Genomic DNA, 18160 nt, shown 5'->3' with positions numbered 1-18160 from the left:
TGTGATCAGTCGTAGAACCCTGCTCGGCGCCGGTTCCGCCGCCGCCGGCCTCGCCCTCGTATCCGCAGGCCCCGTCGCCGCCGAAGGCTCGGGAACGCCGTGGAGCCAGCTCGCGGCCAAGCTCTCGGGCAGGCTCGTGCTGCCCACCGACCCGTACTACACCGTCGCCCGCCAGGTGGAGCTGGGCCAGTTCGACACCGTGAACCCGCAGGCGGTCGCCTACTGCACGAGCGCAGCGGACGTCTCGGCCTGTGTGCGCTTCTCCCAGGACTACGGCCTCCGTACGGCGGTCCGCAGCGGCGGTCACAACTACGGCGGCTGGTCCACCACTCCGGGCCTGATCATCGACGTGTCCCGGCTCAACGCCGTCACGGTCCAGAGCGCCTCGTCGGTGGAGATCGGCCCGGGAGCCCAGAACGTCAACATCCTCAACGCGCTGGCCCCGCACCACCTGGTGGTCAGCGAGGGCGGCTGTCCGACCGTGTGCGCCGGCGGCTTCCTCCAGGGCGGCGGCTTCGGCTTCCTGACCCGGTCCACGGGCATGGCCTGCGACGCGGTGACCTCCGCCGAGGTGGTGCTCGCCGACGGCCGCGTGGTGACCACCTCGGAGAAGCAGTACCCGGACCTGTTCTGGGCGCTGCGCGGCGGCGGTGGCGGCAACTTCGGCATCGTCACCAAGTTCACGGTCACCCCGCACAGCGGCGACCAGATGGCCATCAGCAACCTGGTCTTCCCCTACGACCGTATGGCCGACGTCCTCGACGGCGTGGCCCGGTGGCTGGTGGACGCCCCGCACACCATCGGCGGCGGCGCCTACGTGGTGCAGCCCGACGCCGCACCCGGCTCGGTGCCCCAGGCCAACGTCTTCCTCGCCTCCCGCGGCACACCGGCCGAACTCGCCGGTGAGGCGGCCCGGTTGCTCGCCCTGACCGGCGCTCCCCTGCAGCGTCAGGACGGGGTCATGACGTACCAGCAGCTCATGATGATGATCTTCGGCTGCGCCACCCTCACCGAGGCGCAGTGCCAGCGGTCCGAGAAGACCCCCGGGGGCACGCTGTCCCGCCCGGCCTACGGCCTGGAGCGCACCCGTATGGGCAGCGCGCCCTACGCGGCGAGCGGCTGGGCCGACGTGATGACGGCGTTCGACGCCGACCGCAGGGCGGGACAGGCGCGTTACCTGGACTTCCACTTCTTCGGAGGCGCGGCCAACGACGTCTCGCGCACCGCGACCGCGTACGTCCACCGCGACTCGCTCTTCTCGGTCAACTACCGGGTCCTGATCAACGACCCGGCCCAGGTGACCGGCGAGGCCAAGGCGGTGGCGAACGCCTGGGCGGACAACGGCTTCGCCACGATCGACCCGCTGTCGAACGGCGAGACCTACCAGAACTGGATGGACCCGTCCCTGAAGGACTGGAAGGCGTCGTACTACGCGGAGAACTACGCGCGGCTGTCCTGGATCAAGGCCAAGTACGACCCGTACCGCTTCTTCCGCTTCCCGCAGTCCATAGGCGCCGTCTGACGGCTGCCGTCCGACGATGCCGCACCGACCGCCCGCCCGGTCCCGGGCGCCGCTCCCCCAGGTATCCCCGGGGAGCGGGCGGGCACCCACGCGCGAGGCCGCCGGACAACGGGGTCCGGCGGCCTCGCGGGGCGACCGTCCTGCGGGCTCGGCCATGACGAGCTCAGGAGGTACGGAGTCAGGGCGTACGGCCGTACCAGCCGACCAGGCGGTCGATGGCCGGGGCGTCCTCCGGGACGTCCACGACGGGGCCGAACGGCACCTGGCCGCCGCGCGGTTCGCGGGGCACGGCACGGTGCATCGCGGCCAGCGGCCCGGCCAGGACGGCCTCGTCCCACTCGGGGCTTTGGCCGGTCGCCTTGGCCAGGTCCCAGGTGTGCAGCACGAACTCGTTGGTGTAGATGCCCGCGGCGACGACGCCGGGGACGGGCCCCCAGGGCAGGCCGATCTCCCGGCCCAGGACCGCGGGGTCCGTCCAGACGGACTTCAGCTCCTTCGTCCCGGCGGCCCAGGCCTCGGACCAGGCGCCGTCGGCGACGTCCTCGGCGAAGTGCGGAACGCTGAAGAACTGCCCGCCGGCGCCGATCACGGCGACCCTGCGGAGCACGGAGACAAGGTGGTTGGAGAGTTGGCGCACCGAGTAGTCCGGACACGGCGTGGTGCTGTCGTACTGATCGGGGCGCACCGCGCCGAGCACGTCACCGGCGAGGTCGACAGCCTTCAGCAGTCCGTTGCGGGGATCGGCGAGGGCCGGCGCGCCTGCGGGCGGGTTCACGGGATTCGTCATGCCGCCGAGTCTTCCCGGCAAACAGGACATCCTCCGGCCACTTTCCAAGAAAGGCTGAACTACTGATGCGAGCTGACCGGTTGGTGGCGGCTCTGCTCTTCCTCCAGGCGCGCGGCCGGGTGACCGCCGCGGAGCTCGCCGCGGAGCTGGAGATCTCCGAGCGCACCGCACGACGCGACCTGGAGGCCCTGAGCACATCCGGCGTCCCCGTGTACGCGCAGCGGGGCCGGGGCGGCGGCTGGCGGCTGGTGGGCGGAGCGCGCACGGACCTGACGGGGCTCACCTCACCGGAGGTGCAGGTCCTGTTCCTGGCCGCGGGCTCCTCGGGGGCCTCCCCCGAACTGCGCTCCGCGCTGAGGAAGTTACTGCGCGCGGTGCCGGAGCCGCTGCGGCCGCACGCGGAGGCGGCGTCCCGGGCGCGGATCGTCGACGAACTGGACTGGTCGCGCACCGCCGTGACCGCGAGCGACCCGCACCGCATGGTGCTGGAGCGCGCGGTACTGGACGGCGTACGGGTCCGGCTCGGCTACGCCCGCCCCGGTGACGAGCCGCACGAGCGCACCGTGGACCCGCTCGGGCTGGTCCTCAAGGCGGGGCACTGGTACATGGTGGCCGGCACCGCGGACGGACTGCGCTCCTTCCGGCTGGGCCGTGTGACCTCGGCCGAGCCGACGGACGAGCCGGTACGGCGGCCGCCCGACTTCGATCTCGCGGCCGCCTGGCGCTCGTTGGCCACCCGGCTGGAGGACCGCCTGCTCGCCGCGACGGTGACGGCCCGGGCGGATCAGAACGCCCTGCCCGTACTGCAGCGGCTGTTCGGCGGGCGGCTGAGCATCGGCCGGCTGCTGGCCGACGGCAGACGGGAGATCGAGGCAGCGGGGCCCTCGGTGGAGGTGGTGGCCGCGCAACTGGCGGGTCTGGGGCCCCGGGTCGAGGTGGTGGGCCCGCCCCAGGCCCGTGAATACCTGGCCCGCCTCGGCCGCGAGCTCATGGCGCGCTACGGCGTGCTCCACGAGGCGGCGGCACCATAGCCACTTTCCTCTAGGTACCTACTATGCGGAGGATGCTAACGTCGCAGACAGAGCCCGACCCGCACCAACTCGACCGCATTGTCACCCCTTTGGGAGTTCTCATGATCGTTGTCACCGGAGCATCCGGAAACGTCGGCCGTCCCCTCGTCGAGGCGCTCGCCGCGGCGGGCGAGAAGGTCACGGCCGTGTCCCGCAGTCCTCTCTCCCACGACCTGCCGGAGGGAGCGCGGCATGTCCGCGCCGACCTCGCCGATCCCGCCACGCTGGGCCCCGCCCTGGACGGAGCGGACGCCCTGTTCATTTTGCTGGCCGGCGAACTGCTCGGCGGCGGCGCGCCCGCCGTCGAGGTCCTGGCCGCGGCCAGGGAAGCCGGCGTACGGCGCGTGGTGCTGCTCTCCTCGCAGATCAACGGCACCCGCCCGGACGCCCTCTCGCACGGCCGGCTGCGGGAGTTCGAGGAGGCCGTACGCACCTCGGGCCTGGACTGGACGATCCTGCGCCCGGGCGGCTTCGCCTCCAACGCCTACGCCTGGATCGAGAGCGTCCGCACGCAGCGCGCGGTGATCGCCCCGTTCGCCGACGTGGCGCTGCCGGTCGTGGACCCGGCGGACATCTCGGAGGTCGCCGGCGTGGTGCTGCGCGACGAGGGCCACACCGGACAGACGTACGAGCTGACCGGCCCGGCCGCGGTCACCCCGCGCGAGCAGGCGACGGCACTGTCCGAGGCGCTCGGCGAGCCGGTGGGCTTCGTGGAGCTGACCCGGGAGCAGGCACGCGAGCACATGGCACAGTTCATGCCCGAGCCGGTGATCGACGGCACCCTCGACATCCTCGGCGAACCGCTCCCCGACGAGCAGCGCGTCAGCCCCGACATCGAGCGGATCCTCGGCCGCCCGGCAGGCTCCTTCGCGGGATGGGCGAAGCGCAACGCGCCCGCTTTCAAGTGAGGCGATGCCCTGGGTGACGCGGGCGCTTCGAGTGGCGCCGGTGTCGCGGGTGACGCTGGTGCGCGGCACCGGCGTGACGCCGGTGTCCTGGCTGAGGCGGCGCCCTGAGTGACACCGACGCCTTGGGGTCACGCCGGTGTCCTGAGTGACGCGGCACCCTGCACCGACACCGGTGGCTTGAGCGGCGCCGGTGCCCACAAGCGACGTCGGCGTCCTCAGGTGACGCGGATGTCCCCGACCGGCCCCGGCGCCTTGAGCAGCTCCGCGCCGTGGCCCCCCAGCACCGCCCCGGACCCGGAAAATCCCCCGTACGGGTCCGGGGCGGGCCGTCCGCACAAGCGACGCAGGGAGACCCTCCATGGAATCCGCAGCCACCGACGCCGCGACCGCCACCGCGGCACTGCTCCGCCTCACCCGCGAGGCACCCCCCGCCGACCCCGGGCAACTGGCGGACTGGCTGGACGCGACGGCCGCGCAGCTCGGCGCGACCCTCACTCACCTGACGGCCCTGTGCGCCACACTCCGCGACGCCACACCGCTCAGCTTCCACCACCCCCAACTGTCCCGGTGCGCCGACCACTTGACCGAGGCGACGACAACGTGGAACCGACTCCAGCAGGACCGCACCTGCCTCGGAGTCCTGTGAGCTCGGGCAGTCCCGAATCCCAAGGCGGGGGCGCCGAGGAGGCAGCCGGCAGCGTCGATCATCTGGACGAGACCGACCACGCCGTCGCGGGCGTCCGTTTCCTTCTCCGCCTACCCGAGTCCACCGAGACGGAGGGCGTTCCTCATCTCGCTGAGCTTCGCGGAGGACAGGGCGCCCGCCCGCCCGATCAGGTCGTCCCGGGACACGGTGGTCAGCCACGTGCAAGGGGCAAGGCCCGGACGCGGGAACGCGAACCGAAGCACGCCTTGCGAGACCGTCCTCGAAGCGGCGGGCGGCTACCAGATCGCGAACGATATGCAGGCCGGCGACGAGCCATCCCTCATCGGCTATTCCGGTCCCCCCTACGACGGCAAGCACCAGGAGTTCTGCCAGGAGCTGGTGGAGCCCTCCGTTCCGCCTAGGAACATGTGGGGGAGTGCCCCAACATGAAACCGGGATCGAGCGGGGGCCCTGGCTGCTGAACTTCGAGCAGACCACCGGTGCCGGTTACATCGGCGGCCTCAACAGCATCAACGACGGGGCCAACTCATGGCGTCCCCCCGCTTCGACGACCCCAACATGCGGCAGTTCCACCTGTTGATGGAGCAGATCGGCGAGGCCCGCCCCGACTAGCCTGGACGCAAAGCCGACGGAGGGAGTGGCAGACCTGATGGAACCCGTGGAGCCGGATCACGTTCCCCTGCCCGCGTCATTTCCCATCGTGCCTGCGACAAATCCCGACGGCGGCTGGGGTGCGCGGCGGACTCCGCTGCCCGCGCCGCCGCTCGGTCTCGACCCCGCGCAGTGCGACGGGGAGCCCGACCCCCTCGCCTGCGCACGTTCATGCTGTCGACGCTGTCGCCGGATGCCCGTCGAGCCCTGCGCGAAAGGCTCACCCCCGAGGAACGAGCCCGCCTTGCAGCGGAGACGGCGGGCCCTGAAGGAGAGCGCCTCCGCATGGTCCGCGCGGGGCTGCGGCTCCTCCTCGGGCAGATGTTGGACACCGACCCGGGGGCCGTCGTCCTCGAGCCCGCGTCACGGCGTCCGCTCGTGCGGACCGGTTCCCCCCTGTGGTGCGCGCACGCCACGGAAGTCCACCCGTGGGACGGCTCTGTCCGCCGTATCATGACGGCACACGGGAAGGAGCACCGTCCATGAGTGTCGACGCGATCACGCACACCGAGTTCCCCGCGGGATACGTGGTGTTCTTCGGCGTCGACGGAAAGATCATCATGACCCCGCAGAGCGAAGAGCACTCCAGCACGATCAGGTCGATGCAGATCGACTCTCTCGCCCTCGGCCGTCACGCGAAGGTCACCTCGGACGTCCACATCGACTTCCCCGCCGACGAGAACTCCGCCCCCGACCTGGCCATCCTGCGCGAGGACGCGCGCAAGGAGGGCAAGCGCTACAGCTTCGAGGACGTCCTGTTGATCTCGGAGGTCGTCTCCACGTCCTCGGCACGCAAGGATTACGACGACTGCACCGCGAAGTACGGCCGGTACGGCATCCCCGTCTACCTCGTCGTGGATCCCTACGCCCGGGAAGTCGTCCTGCACACCGAGCCCACCTCCAGCGGCTACAGCACCGCCCACACCCGCGCATACGGCACAGGCAAGCTACCCATCCCCCTGGCCGACGGCCGCACCTTCACCCTCGACCTCGACGAACTCCCCCTGCCGGACCCGGAGCCCGACACTCACTGAGTCTGAGAAAACGCACCCCGAAGCAGGAGGCCCGGCAACCGATCGGCGAGGGCACGATCATCGAAACCGCGACTGAACAGCTCCACGCATTGGGGTGCCCGGGGTTTGGTGATCGCTCCCGGGGTTTCTCTGTCCTTCCGACCCCATTCTGGGCCCCAGGAAGGCCCGGCGGCGGGCTGGGCCCCGTCGGGCGGGACTCCAGTTCTGGACCCGGCGACAAAAGGGCGTCCAGCGCACCGACTTTGCGACGCGAAGACTCTCTTCTCACATCCCCCGCACCGTTCATCCGGTGCGGGGCAAGCTCGGCACCATCACCGACGTGGTCCGCTCCGTCGTCGCCCCCGCCGCCCTCATCGCCGACCAAGCCGAGACCGCGGTCGTCGAGGTCCCGAACCCGGCCGGCCTGGACGAGGTCGACGAGATCCTCCACGTCGCGCCGCCGACCAGGCCCGCCGCACTGACGCGGCGAGCGCGCCGCGAAGAAGGTTCTCGACAAGCGCCGGGTGCCCTCCTCGCCCTGCGTCCACGCCTCGGTCAGTCGGCGCAGGTAGTCGTAGGTGAAGCACTGGTTGTCGCTGCCGGTGCGAGAAACGTCGTTCAGGGAGAGGACGTTGCCGGCCTGGTCGTAGCGGAAGGTGACGTACTGGTCGACTCCGGGCTGTTCCTCACGGTCGACGCGGGGGGTCGCCAGGCGCTGGGTGCCGTACTCGTAGGTGTTGGTGACCTGCGTCTTCTTGCCGCCGCTGGTCACGCCGAAGCCGTACACCAGCAGTTTGCCGGTCTGGCTGTAGGTGGCCGAGGAGGTCATGCCCTGGCCGAACACCGAGATCGGCCGCAGGGTCTGGTCCTCGTAGGTGTAGCTGACCGAGCCGCCCGGCAGGGAGCCGGCTGCGGAGTAGCTGAGCGAGGCGACCAGGCCGGAGGGCTTGTAGGCGGTGCCGGACTGGTAGGTGCCGGCCAGCGCGCCCTCGTCCGCCGGGATCACGGTCGCCGGAGTCAGCCTTCCTCGTCTTCGAGGTTCCAGCCGCGGGCAACCACGCGTTCCTTCAGCCGCTCCACCTGCCGACCGACGGCTTCCGAACGGACAGGGCCGCTGCCGTCCGGTTGCACACCATGTGCTGGTCGAGGCTGAAGGCGGCCTCCATCACCTCGCCGAGGTTCCTCTCCGACAGCAGGTCCGAGAGGATCACCAGCAGCGACGCGTAGTCCTCGTCGTCCTCCCTGAGGCCGGCCGGGAACGACGCGTGCAACTGCTCGACGACCTCGGCGAGGTGAGGTGGCGGGTTCACGACCGCCAATCCCAGTCCGGTTCGGCTTCCATGCGGTCTACGAACTCGGAGAACTCGATGAGCTCTCCGTAGTTCGTGTCCACCACCCCCGTCCGGTCGCGGATGAGCCTGCCGAGGAGGGCCTTCGCCGACTCGACGTTCTCGTACTCCACGAGGACCGCGTACGGATCCGGCGCCACGCGAGTGACCTCTTCGAGTTCCTCCGGCTCGAAGTCCTCGATCACGCGCCCGGAGAGCACGAAACCGTAGGAGTGCGCACCGAGTTCGAGCAGGTCGAAGAACGGGTCCGGACGGTCCGTCAGTCCGAGTGCCCGGAGATCCGCGAGCAACCGCTCACGCTCCGAGCCCGGCACCAGCAAGACGAGGGCGGGCTTCACATGGACCTCGGCTCGGGCATCAGGGCCGCCGGGCCAGGCCCAGGCGAGCCGCGTCGTCGTACCGTCGGCACAGTTCCGACGGACGAGCGCCTCAACCGTGATCCCCGCTTCGGTGAAGGCGAGGGGCACGGCGAGGCGGTACTCGTTCGGCTCCCCTTTCCACTTACTCGAGGCGCACGATGTCCTCCGGTAGCGCGTAACGGAAGCCGCCGGTCAGAACGTCATGCTCGAAAACCAGGACGTACTCCCGGTCCTCGTCGTGTCCACACACGTCGCACGGCTCCTGATACCCGATCACCTCCACACGCTCCTGATTCGGGAGCCCCTTGTCGTTGCCTCCCCACCTCATGCGGTCGCCGATGTGGTACGTGTCCAGTTCGGCGTTTCCGAAGTGGAACTGGAGCGTCATGGGCGCCTCGTTGCCGCACCGCGGGCACGGGTGCAGCCGCGGTACGACGGCCAAGTTGTACAGACCCACTAATACCTCTCGTTCGGATAGCCGAGGCGTTCGATCTTTTTGTAGAACTGCGAGTCGTTGGTCATCAGAGGTATCCCGTCCTGCATGGCCGAGTCGAGGACCTCCGCGTCGCCGGGTTTGATCTTCATGGGGTTCTTCTTGGTCCCGAAGGCGGCCACCGTGTCCTGGATGTTCTTCACGCCTTCCGAGGTGTGAGCCGGTCCGATGCGACCGCCCCGCTCGCCCAGCCACTGCATCACCTCCGCGTGCGGGATCGACTTGATCTCCGAGAGGGTCATGGGTGAGATCACCGGAGCCCGCCCAGCCAGGGCGGTGTCGACCCTGGCCTTGTCGCCTTGCTTCAGCGCGCTGATGACGACGTTGGTGTCCACTGCCACCTCGGCCTTCTTCGCCTTCTTCGTGCTGGTGCCGGTGTCCGCCTTCGTGGCGTCGCCCGAGTCGGACTTCTTCTCGGCGCCGTCGTTCTTCTTGCCTCCGGATTCTCCCTTCTTCGTGTCGGGAGCGTCCTTGGCCTTGGCGGGAGGTGCCGGCTCGGGCTTCGGCTTCGGCTTCGGTGTTGCGGGCGGGGTGACATTGTCGACGCTCTTGACGGCGTCCGCGGCCTTGTCCGCGGCCTTGACCGTGTCGGTCGCGGTGTCGACGGCGTCCACGGCCTTGTTGACGTACCGGGCTCCCTTGGCCGCCGTCGCGCCGTAGCCGGCGATCGGGATGGCCGAGGCATAGGACAGACCCGCGTCGATGTAGTTGCCCTCGGCCGTGTACCAGACGCCGTTGAGCAGGTCGGCGGGCTCACCCAAGCCGGGCACCAGGCCGGCGACGTCGAGCGCGCCGTGGCCGATCGGGCTGAGCCAGGACTCGCCCCACCACAGACCGGTCGGGTCGGGGAAGGACAGTGGGTTGTTGCGACCGTACGCGTAGGCGTTCAGGTGTTGCGGGTCGGACACGTCCACCAACGGGTCCACGGACACGAAACGGCCACCGGCCGGGTCGTACTCGCGGGCGCCGAGGTGGATCAGGCCCGTCGTCGCGTCCGCGGTGCCGCCGACGAAGGACTTGTCACCGGGCCACGCACCCGCCGCCGGCTTGGTGCCGCGCACCTCGCCGAAGGGGAGGGTGCGGCGCTGGACCATCGCCGAGTCGCAGGCTCTGACGGCCAGTTCGGCCGTACCATTCTGACCGCCCACCAGCCAGGTCACACCGGCTGCCGTGCGTACCGCGACGCGCTGGCCCCCGTGGGAGTAGTAGCGAGTTCCCGTCAGCGTGTTCTTCGCGGTGTCGAGCCGGATCTCCTGAGCACCCAGGTAGAGGGTGACGGCTCCCTTCTCCTTGCGGAGCAGCCGGTCGCCGTTCGCGTCGTAGACGAAGGACGTCCGGTCGCCCTCGGCGAGCGTGCCGTTGACGTAGGGCGTGACAGCCGTGAGGCGGTCTTCCTCGTCCCAGTCCAGCTTCTGGTCGACGCCGGGCGCGAAGGCGGTCGCCTGCTTGGTCCGACGCGTGGTGTTGCCCACCTCGTCGTACTCGTAGGACTGGGTGGCCTTGTCCTGCGTACCGGAGGCGACGGTCTCGGCCGACTTCAGGGCGTGGGCGTGTGCCGAGCCCGTGCCGCTCGGGGTGTACGACGTGGTCTGCGTGCCGGCCGCCGCTCCCGTCGTGCCCGTCACGTGGCGGGTCTCGCCCGTACGGTTACCCGCCACGTCGTACGCGTACGAGTGCCAGTACGGTGCCGGGCCACCGACGGTCGCCTCGGCGGCTCTCGCTGCGCAGGTGGTCGCGGTCTGGGTCCACCCCTCGGTCAGCCGGCGCAGGTAGTCGTACGTGAAGCACTGGACGTCCGACGCCTTGCCCTCCGGCGCGTCCGCGATCTTCTTGATGTTGCCCGCGGCGTCGTACCCGTAGGTGATGTCCGAGTCCGGGGTGGCGACGATCTCACGGTCGATACGGGCGCGCTCGAGGCGACGGGTGCCCTCTTCGTACGTGTTGGTCAGCCAGGTGTACTTGTCGGAGCTGGCCGTACCGAGCGTGAGCTGGAGGACCTCGCCGTAGTTGGAGTAGCGGGTTTCGCGCGCGTAGTCGGTCGTGCCGCCCAGGGTGAAGGACGGCAGGCCGGTGGCCGTGTAGCCCGTGGTGACGGTCTCCGCCGGGAGATCACCCGCGGCCGGCAGGTCGACATCGGCGACCGAGCCGTCCGGCTTGTAGGACGCGGTCGTGCTGTAGGTACCGGCCAGCTTGTCCTCGACGGCAGGGATCGTCACCGAGGTCTTCGTCGGCCGGCCCGCCACGTCGTACGAGTCGACCGACGAGGTGTAGCCGTTTCCGTTCACCCACTTGGTGGCGGAGGTCAGCCGTCCCTTGCCGTTGGGGACGGTCGCGCTGTCGTACTCCCAGGTCGTCAACTTGGTGTCGCCGCTGTAGAGAGAGCGCTGACGACCCAGCTTGTCGTAGTTGTACGAGAGGGTGATGCCACGGTCGTTCTTGACCGTCTTGAGCTGGTCCAGGTCGTTGTACGTCATCCGCGACGTGCCGGAGTCCGGGTCCTTGACCACGGTCTGGCGGCCGCGGACGTCGTACTCGTACGACCAGACGTTGCCCGCCTCGTCCTTCACCTCGCTCGGGCGGCCGGCCCGGTCGTAGGAATAGCTCGTGGTGTCCGCGTCTCCAGTGGGCGAGGAAGCCTTGAACTGCAGGAACTTGGTGGTATTGCCGTGGGCGTCGGTGTAGGTCGCGGTCGCCGTCTCACCGGTCGGCGGGTCGACCGTGGTGTGGTCGCCGTGGTACGTGACCTTCGTACGGGAGTTCTCGGCCCCCGCCACTCGCAGGATCGCGTCCGTGGGCCGCCCCGCCCCGTCGTACACCGTCTCCGTCTCCCGAGGCGTCCCCTCGGACGCGTCCGCCACGTTCACGAAGGTCGTGCCGACGGCGGCGGAGTTGTAGAACGGGCCGATCTCGTTGACGGCGAGGCCGCGGGAGTCGTACTCGGTGGTGGTGACGACACGGCCGGAGTTGGCGGCAGGGGTCTGGGTCTGGCGCTGGCGCAGCAGGCCGTCCTGGAGCTGGTGGCTGACCGCGACGGAGCCGTTCGGGAGGAGCGACTTGGTGGTGGTGACGACGGGCAGGTTGTTGCGGACCAGGTAGCCGTACTCCAGGCTCGGGGTGTCCGAGGCCTTGGCACGGCCCGGCAGCCACACCTTCAGCAGGCGGCCCAGCGCGTCGCAGTCCAGGTCGGTGCGCTGCTTGTTGGCGTCGACCGTGGCGGTGACCAGGCCCCAGCGCGGGTCGACCGTGGAGGTGGTCGAGTTGCCCGCGGGGTCGGTGACCTTCATGCCGGTCACCGGGCCGCCCGTGGTGGGCGTGTACGTCGTCTTCGTCGCGTTGCCCTGCTGGTCGGCGGACTCGACGACCCGGCCGTGGGTGTCGTACTTCGCGGTCGACGTCGTCACGTACTGCGGGGTGCCATCCTCCGCGTACCCCTTGACCTTCTCGCTGCGGACCACGTCGCCCTTGGTGGGCGTGGTGCCGTAGGTGTCGGGGTCGTCGTACCAGGTGCGGACGTCCGAAATCGCCTCGCCCTTGTAGCCGCTCGGTGGGCCGTCGTCGCAGTTGACCGGGACGACCGTGACACGCTTCAGGAGCGTGAGCAGGTTCGCGCCGGTGTTGCGAACGTAGGCGTTCGTTGTGCACGTGTCGTCGTCAGGGTCGGACAGGTCACCCGAGTCCGACGAGCGCTCCAGCATGCCGTACGAGTCGTAGAAGTGCTCGATGGCGGCGCGGCGGACCTTGCCGTCGTCGAGCGCCGTGCGGGTCTTCGTCGACTTCACCGCCGCGTACGTCGCCTCGTCGCTGCCCTCGGTGGCCGTGGCGGCCGACTTCCAGGGCGTGCTGACGGTGGCGCTGACCTCGGCGGAGCCGTTGTAGGTGCGCTGTTCCAGCTGGAAGCCCTGGTGGCGGGCGTCGTCGCGGACCTTGGTGCCGTCGGAGGCGGTGACCGTGACGGACTTGGTGCCGCCGGACTCCTTCTCGCGGTCGCCGTCCATGCCCTGGAGGTAGGTGGTCTCGCTGCGCAGCTGCTTGCTGTTCTCGTCACCCGTCTTCACGGTGACCGAGCGGAAGCCGCGCCACTGATTCCAGGTCTTCTTCTTGGTCTTGACGAGCTCGCTGTCGTCGAAGGCCCAGGCGGCGCCCGCGTAGTCGTAGGAGGTGACCTTGTTCGGGCCGGTGACGGTGACCTCGTCCTCGATCACCGTGTCGACGACGAACTTGTGGAACCAGTCCTCCTTCTCCCCGACCGTGCCCTCCTTCGACCAGAAGGACGGCATGCAGCGCTTGGTGTTGGTCTCGGGGGTGGGGAGGTTCGACGGGGTGCACTCGGTGGGCTTGTAGTTGACCGAGATCGTGCCGCCGGTCTCCGACTGGATGGCCCGGATGCGCCACTTGTACATGGGCAGCCGGTCGTCGGCGCCGGTGTCGACGCGGTTGGCGTTCTGCCGCTCGTAGAAGGTGACCTTCGGGAGCTTGTTCGCGCCGTCCTTGCCGGAGTGGGTGATGGACTCCAGCCACATGGACGGGGAGTGGGTGGTGTCGGCGCTCTGGTACTTGTGCGCCAGCTCCCACTCGTCGACGTCCGTGTACGTCTTGCCGTCGGCCCCGAGGACCTGCGTGGTGACCTTCGTCAGGCGCTTGCGGGAGAAGAAGGTCGGGGACCACTGGTCCTTGCACTCGGTGTCGGAGGTGCAGATCTGCTCGAACGGCACGTCCGGCCAGCGGGTGGCGGTGGACTCCTTCAGGTCGCCGGGCTCACAGTCGGCGGCGGCGCCCTTGCAGCGCTCGGCGGTGTCGAATACGACCTGCGCAGGAGCGGCGGTGGAGTTCTCCTTGCCCTCCTGCTCGCCGTACTCGACGCGCTTGAACCAGCCGCCGCGGTCGTAGGAGACGACCTTGTCTCCGCGGATGGTGTCGTATTTGTTGGTCTCGGTGCCGTAGTAGTACGTCATCGAGTTGCCGTGGACGTCGACGACGTAGTCGAGGTTCCAGCGCCAGGACTGCTGGCAGCGGGACTCCTTGAACGTGTCCTTGTGGCAGGGCTCGTCCTTGTCGTCGCCGAAGACCGGAACCTCCCAGGAGGAGCCGGTGAACTCGGTGTCGGCGGCCTCGCGTTTGCCCTTGCCGAAGTAGTAGCGGGTGCCGTCGGTCGTGGTGACCAGCCAGTACTCGCCGTTGTCGTCGGCGTTGAAGCCGCCGGTCTTCCGCTCGATCGTGGTGCCGTCGTCCTGCTTCAGACGCCACTCGTCCTTGGCCTTCTTGACCAGCTCACCGGCCCGGCCGCCGAAGTGCATGGTGGCGTTGTCGGAGTGCCAGCACAGGTCGTACTTCTGCGACCCGGCCTCGTCGTGGCCGTCGTCGGTGCAGGAGCGGTACGCGCGCTCGATGTACCCGGCGCTGAGGTCGAAGCCCTCGCCGACCCAGGACGTCTGGTTGTTGCTGGAGGCCGTACGGCCGTCCGTGGACGCCGAGTTGTAGGCCAGGCCCAGCTGCGGGGAGGGACCCGCGATCGCGGGCGGGACCCTCAGCGGGTACTGCCAGGTGAACGCGCCGGTCTGGGCCGCCACCTGCCAGGACGCCGAAGGGGCGAGGGAGGTCGCGGTGTAGGAGCCGGAGCCGCCGGAGGGGGCGGCGGAGACCGCGAGGAGCGGGGCCCGCGCGCCGACAGCGGCGGGCACGTCTGCGGTGAGCTTCTGGGCGCGGACGTCGTTGTCCGTGGCGAGCGGCGTTACCGTCTGGCAGGCTGCCGCCTTCGGCGTGGTCAGCGCGCAGGCGGGCAGCTGGACCAGTCGCAGCCGCTGCGCCCAGTCGCCGCCGTAGGCCTGGGCGAAGGAACCATAGTCGACCTCAACCGAGACCTTCGCGGGCGCGGCGGCCGTCGTCAGGGGGGTTCGCGCGTCCGCGTTGGTGACCTTCAGCAGCAGGCCGTCGATGCCGGCCTTGCGCGCGGCTTCGTGGCCCAGGACGTCGACCGTGGCCCGGGCGGGAGTGGCCGCGCGGACCGACCGGGCCTGGGCGGCAGCGATCCGTACCGGGAGGCCGCCCGCCTTGATGCTCCGCGGGGCCCTGCCGCCGTCCAGGACGACGGTGGCGCTGCCCGGCTTCGGCCAGGACGCTTGCGGGGCCCGCGAACTTCCGTACCCCGCAAGGTGCTTGAGCGGGGTGACCTGGCCGCCCTCCTCCACCACGGGGGTGGAGGGCACGTCCTGGGTCTTGGGGCGCCGCTGCTCCCGGGCGTCGTCGTCGCCGAGCGCGGGGGCCGCCTGGAGCAGGGTCAGGGTCAGGGCCGCGGACACCGCCGCGGCCAGGTGTTTCGCCCACTTATGGGCGTGATGTCTCCGTGCCGAGCGCATGCGCGCTCCCCTCCCGTGTGATGTGGGGTGCCCGGGCGCCGGTCGACCGCCGTGCGCCCGGGTGAAGCTGCTCTGGTCACGAGCCGCCGGTTGCTGGAAGCCCTAGTCGTTCGCCAGCCGGTAGATCTCGGTGCCGGAGAGCAGGCCGGGTACCAGCCGTACGTCATCGATGTCGCCGGCGAAGTAGTCGTGCCACGCGCCGTCGTACTGGGCGCGGCCGATGTTCAGACCCTTGGTGGCGTTCCAGACACCGGTGACGGAGGTGCTGCCCTGTTCCTCTCCGTCGACGTAGAGGGTGAACTTCCGTGCCGCCGGGTCGTAGGTGCCGGCCAGGTGAGTCCACTTTCCGACGGTCGCGGGCCGCTCGCTGGGCGCCATGGCGCGGACGATGTCGGAGCCGTCCTTGTCGGCGATGTGGCGGCCGAAGATCCAGCGCTTGTAGGCCGTCGAGTAGTAGAGGTTGAGGCCGTTGCCGCTGGTGCCGACCTGGCTGATCACCGAGATGTTCTCGCTCAGCGAGGTCGGCCGCACCCAGGCCGAGACGGTGAACGCCTGCCCGGTGTGGACGGCGGAGGCGGCGGTGGCGTAGTCGCTGCTGCCATTGAAGCGCAGGGCCTTGTCGGCTGCCTCGGTGGCGGAGTGGTTGCCCACGACCCAGTCGGCGCCCTTGACCGTGAGGTCGCGGTCGTGGCCGGAGGTGTCGGGGGCCGTGGCGTCAGAGGTCTGGTCGAGGCCGTAGACGGCGGCGGCGCAGGAGTCGGCGAGGGCGTCGGCGCAGGCGCGGTCGGCGGTGAAGATGTACTTCTCCAACGGACCGCGGTTGCCCGCCTGGTCGACACTGCGGACGTAGAGCACGTTCGGTCCGAAGCTGGACGTCGGCACCTCGATGGTGGCGTCGCCGCCGAGGCTCGCGGGCGTGGCCTTGCGGCCGGGGGTGTCGCTGCCGAGGTCCCACTCGTAGTACTCGACGTCGTTCTTGAAGACGGAGTCGGAGTTGCCGTTCGCGGAGAGGGTGAAGTGCCGCTTGGCGCCGACGGGCAGGTCCGCCTCGCCGTCCGCCGGCTTCACCAGCGGCTTGGTGTCGGGCCGTTCGGTGTCCACCACGAACTCGCACCAGTCGGACCAGTCGGAGTAGCCGGAATCCTTCAGCTTGCCGGTGGAGCCGTCGTAGAGCTGGGCGTGCCACTTGTAGCCGTGGCCGTGGGCGAGTTCCCTGACGGGGATGTTCTCCTCGAAGACGCCTTCGTTCTGCGGGCCGTCCTTGCCCTCGTAGACCTTGGGCTTGCCATCGATCTGGTCCCAGACACGGAAGGTGGCGGTGAGGTTCTGGCCGGTGCCGTCGCTGTAGGAGTCGGCGTCGGTGCCGTTGACCGCCATGGTCGGGGTGTCGTCACGGATCCACGGCCGCTTGGTGTTGGCCGTGGTGCAGGTCTTCTCCTCCGGGTTGGTCAGCCGCTCGTTGTACGGCTTGCCCGGGGTGGTGTTGTAGGTGACGACCAGCTTGGCGTTGTCGCCCCGGAACCGCTTCCAGGAGTTGGCGTCGTCCTCGTCGGCGGCCCGCAGCGAGAAGGCGATCGGGTCCTCGGCCCTGGCCTTCTTGCGGACGGTGGCGGTGAGGTTCTCGTTGCTCTCGTCCGCGCTGTCCTGGAAGTCGACCCAGCTCGCCGGGGCATCCGGGCTGCAGCTGTCGCCGCGGCCGTAGGCCACCGTGCGGTCGACCATCAGGTCGCCGTCCTTGGGCTTGTTGTTCCAGTTGGTGGCGGAGTCCACACCGCCCTCGGCCACCGCGTGCAGGTTGACGGTGCTCTTCTGGCAGGAGAAGGAGAAGGTCTCGTAGACCTCGAAGACCGCCTTGGAGATGGTGCGGTTCTTCCAGCCGGAGGTGCCGAACTGGAAGTACATGCGGTTCGTGTACGGCGACGAGCTGCACACGTAGTAGGTGCCGCCGATGGACTCGTACGAGCAGCGCCCGACGCCCTCGTCCTTCTTGAACCTGTGGAACTCGGTGCTCGGGTGGGCACTGGAGACGTACAGCCACTCGCTCTTGGACATGCCGACCTCCGGGTCGAGGTAGACCGGGAAGTCGGTGTCGGAAGCGGTCAGCACGGAAGCGTCGGGCTCGACGGTGACGGCCGACGCGGTCACGTCCAAACCCATGTCGGCGACCTTCGCCGCCGCGTCGGGCCCGTTCTCGACGGGGGCGCCGGAGCCGGAGGCCGGCACGGCATCCGCCGGGACCTCCTCGGCGGCGGTGGCGGAGTCCCACATCTTGGGCGCCTGACCGCCGAAGAGCCGCTCCCCGGAGGCGTCCACCGCCTGCAGCCCGCCGGTCGGGCCGGTGGTCAGGTCGAGGCCCTCGGACCGTACGGGCAGCCGCAGTCGAGCCAGTTCAGGGTTGCCGGCGGCTTCCGGGGTCTTCACCTTCAGGACGTACGAGTACCCGGTCACGGTGGCGCTGGACAACAGGTCGACCCCGGGCAGCACCTCGCGGTACTCGGCGGTGTCGCCGTCCAGGACCGGCTCGGGCAGCGGCTTGGGCCAGCGCAGCGTGAAGGACTTGCCGTCGTCGCCCAGGGTGATCAGGTCGGTCGAACCGCCCCCCGCGAAGGCCAGGTCGACGACGGCGGCCTTCGGGCCCACCGTGCCGTCCGCCCGCCGCTCCAGCGTGGCGTCGGCCTTCTCCCAGCTGCCATCGGCGCGTTGCACCCGCTGCGGCTGGACACTGGTCTCGCTGGTGAAACTGCCGTCCGGATTGGCGAAGACGAGCTCGTCCTCGGTTCGCCGCTGAACGATCTCCACCGGTTCGCCGGTCTCGGCGGCCAACTCGAACGCGGCCGCCTCGGCCGAGAGCTGCCGTGTGCTGCCGGCCGCGTCGGCCGGACTGGTGACGGCGGGCAACGAGCCCAGGACGACGGCGCCGCCGAGCAGCACGCCGAGCGTCCGGGCAGCACGAAGCCGCCGGAACCAAGGGTTGGTCATGCCCTTGTC

General features: G+C 69.9%; 11 protein-coding genes and 2 pseudogenes. 5 read left to right on the top strand and 8 right to left on the bottom strand.

Features of this window, described 5'->3' with window-relative positions; translation table 11 throughout:
- The first annotated feature begins 1 nt into the window (after position 1).
- A complete protein-coding gene (locus ACFVYN_RS23490) occupies positions 2 to 1522 on the top strand; it encodes an FAD-binding oxidoreductase (protein WP_390001509.1) in 1521 nt (506 codons plus the stop codon).
- Between the two features lie 178 nt (positions 1523 to 1700).
- Here ACFVYN_RS23490 and ACFVYN_RS23485 read toward each other — a convergent pair whose 3' ends face one another.
- Complete coding sequence (locus ACFVYN_RS23485) at positions 1701 to 2309, bottom strand: TIGR03086 family metal-binding protein (RefSeq protein WP_390001507.1); 609 nt, start codon at positions 2307 to 2309, stop codon at positions 1701 to 1703.
- Positions 2310 to 2374: 65 nt separating this feature from the next.
- On the opposite strand from ACFVYN_RS23485, the gene ACFVYN_RS23480 reads away from it, so the two are divergent.
- The 3 genes from ACFVYN_RS23480 (at position 2375) to ACFVYN_RS23470 (ending at position 4933) form a co-directional block, all read left to right on the top strand.
- Complete coding sequence (locus ACFVYN_RS23480) at positions 2375 to 3340, top strand: helix-turn-helix transcriptional regulator (protein ID WP_390001505.1); 966 nt, start codon at positions 2375 to 2377, stop codon at positions 3338 to 3340.
- A gap of 101 nt (positions 3341 to 3441) precedes the next feature.
- Positions 3442 to 4287, top strand: a complete 846-nt coding sequence (locus ACFVYN_RS23475; RefSeq protein WP_390001504.1) for an SDR family oxidoreductase — start codon at positions 3442 to 3444, stop codon at positions 4285 to 4287.
- A 358-nt stretch (positions 4288 to 4645) separates the two neighbouring features.
- The gene (locus ACFVYN_RS23470) at positions 4646 to 4933 is read left to right on the top strand and encodes a hypothetical protein (protein WP_390001502.1); all 288 of its coding nucleotides are present in this window, start codon (positions 4646 to 4648) and stop codon (positions 4931 to 4933) included.
- Positions 4934 to 5043: 110 nt separating this feature from the next.
- Here ACFVYN_RS23470 and ACFVYN_RS23465 read toward each other — a convergent pair.
- Positions 5044 to 5202, bottom strand: a pseudogene (locus ACFVYN_RS23465) (type II toxin-antitoxin system PemK/MazF family toxin); the annotation flags it as partial.
- Between the two features lie 885 nt (positions 5203 to 6087).
- Between ACFVYN_RS23465 and ACFVYN_RS23460 the strand changes: the two are divergent.
- On the top strand, positions 6088 to 6639 hold the full coding sequence (locus ACFVYN_RS23460) for a Uma2 family endonuclease (RefSeq protein ID WP_390001500.1): 552 nt from the start codon (positions 6088 to 6090) through the stop codon (positions 6637 to 6639).
- A gap of 445 nt (positions 6640 to 7084) precedes the next feature.
- Here the strand turns inward: ACFVYN_RS23460 and ACFVYN_RS23455 are convergent.
- From ACFVYN_RS23455 to ACFVYN_RS23430, 6 genes and pseudogenes are all read right to left on the bottom strand, one after another.
- A pseudogene (locus tag ACFVYN_RS23455) lies at positions 7085 to 7630 on the bottom strand (hypothetical protein); the annotation flags it as partial.
- Between the two features lie 55 nt (positions 7631 to 7685).
- Positions 7686 to 7928 (bottom strand): hypothetical protein, encoded by a 243-nt coding sequence (locus ACFVYN_RS23450; protein WP_390001498.1) that lies wholly within the window; start codon positions 7926 to 7928, stop codon positions 7686 to 7688.
- Positions 7925 to 8434, bottom strand: coding sequence for a hypothetical protein (locus ACFVYN_RS23445; RefSeq protein WP_390001496.1), 510 nt, complete (start codon positions 8432 to 8434; stop codon positions 7925 to 7927). The genes ACFVYN_RS23450 and ACFVYN_RS23445 overlap by 4 nt, the downstream gene beginning before the upstream one ends.
- A gap of 34 nt (positions 8435 to 8468) precedes the next feature.
- Entirely contained in the window at positions 8469 to 8714 is a 246-nt protein-coding gene (locus ACFVYN_RS23440; protein ID WP_390001494.1) for a hypothetical protein, read from the bottom strand.
- Positions 8715 to 8782: 68 nt separating this feature from the next.
- Complete coding sequence (locus ACFVYN_RS23435) at positions 8783 to 15172, bottom strand: RHS repeat-associated core domain-containing protein (protein WP_390001492.1); 6390 nt, start codon at positions 15170 to 15172, stop codon at positions 8783 to 8785.
- Between the two features lie 102 nt (positions 15173 to 15274).
- The gene (locus ACFVYN_RS23430) at positions 15275 to 18151 is read right to left on the bottom strand and encodes a LamG-like jellyroll fold domain-containing protein (RefSeq protein WP_390001490.1); all 2877 of its coding nucleotides are present in this window, start codon (positions 18149 to 18151) and stop codon (positions 15275 to 15277) included.
- Positions 18152 to 18160 lie beyond the last annotated feature (9 nt).

Source organism: Streptomyces sp. NPDC058307 (assembly GCF_042880295.1).
GTDB lineage: Bacteria > Actinomycetota > Actinomycetes > Streptomycetales > Streptomycetaceae > Streptomyces.
Note: the sequence above shows the minus strand (reverse complement) of the source record. Positions and strands in the feature narration are given on the sequence as shown.

Excerpts from the sequence above, each read along its gene's own strand:
- ACFVYN_RS23485 (WP_390001507.1), bottom strand. The coding sequence starts at position 2,309 with ATGACGAATCCCGTGAACCCGCCCGCAGGCGCGCCGGCCCTCGCCGAT.
- ACFVYN_RS23480 (WP_390001505.1), top strand. The coding sequence starts at position 2,375 with ATGCGAGCTGACCGGTTGGTGGCGGCTCTGCTCTTCCTCCAGGCGCGC.
- ACFVYN_RS23475 (WP_390001504.1), top strand. The coding sequence starts at position 3,442 with ATGATCGTTGTCACCGGAGCATCCGGAAACGTCGGCCGTCCCCTCGTC.
- ACFVYN_RS23470 (WP_390001502.1), top strand. The coding sequence starts at position 4,646 with ATGGAATCCGCAGCCACCGACGCCGCGACCGCCACCGCGGCACTGCTC.
- ACFVYN_RS23460 (WP_390001500.1), top strand. The coding sequence starts at position 6,088 with ATGAGTGTCGACGCGATCACGCACACCGAGTTCCCCGCGGGATACGTG.
- ACFVYN_RS23440 (WP_390001494.1), bottom strand. The coding sequence starts at position 8,714 with ATGACGCTCCAGTTCCACTTCGGAAACGCCGAACTGGACACGTACCAC.
- ACFVYN_RS23435 (WP_390001492.1), bottom strand. The coding sequence starts at position 15,172 with ATGCGCTCGGCACGGAGACATCACGCCCATAAGTGGGCGAAACACCTG.
- ACFVYN_RS23430 (WP_390001490.1), bottom strand. The coding sequence starts at position 18,151 with ATGACCAACCCTTGGTTCCGGCGGCTTCGTGCTGCCCGGACGCTCGGC.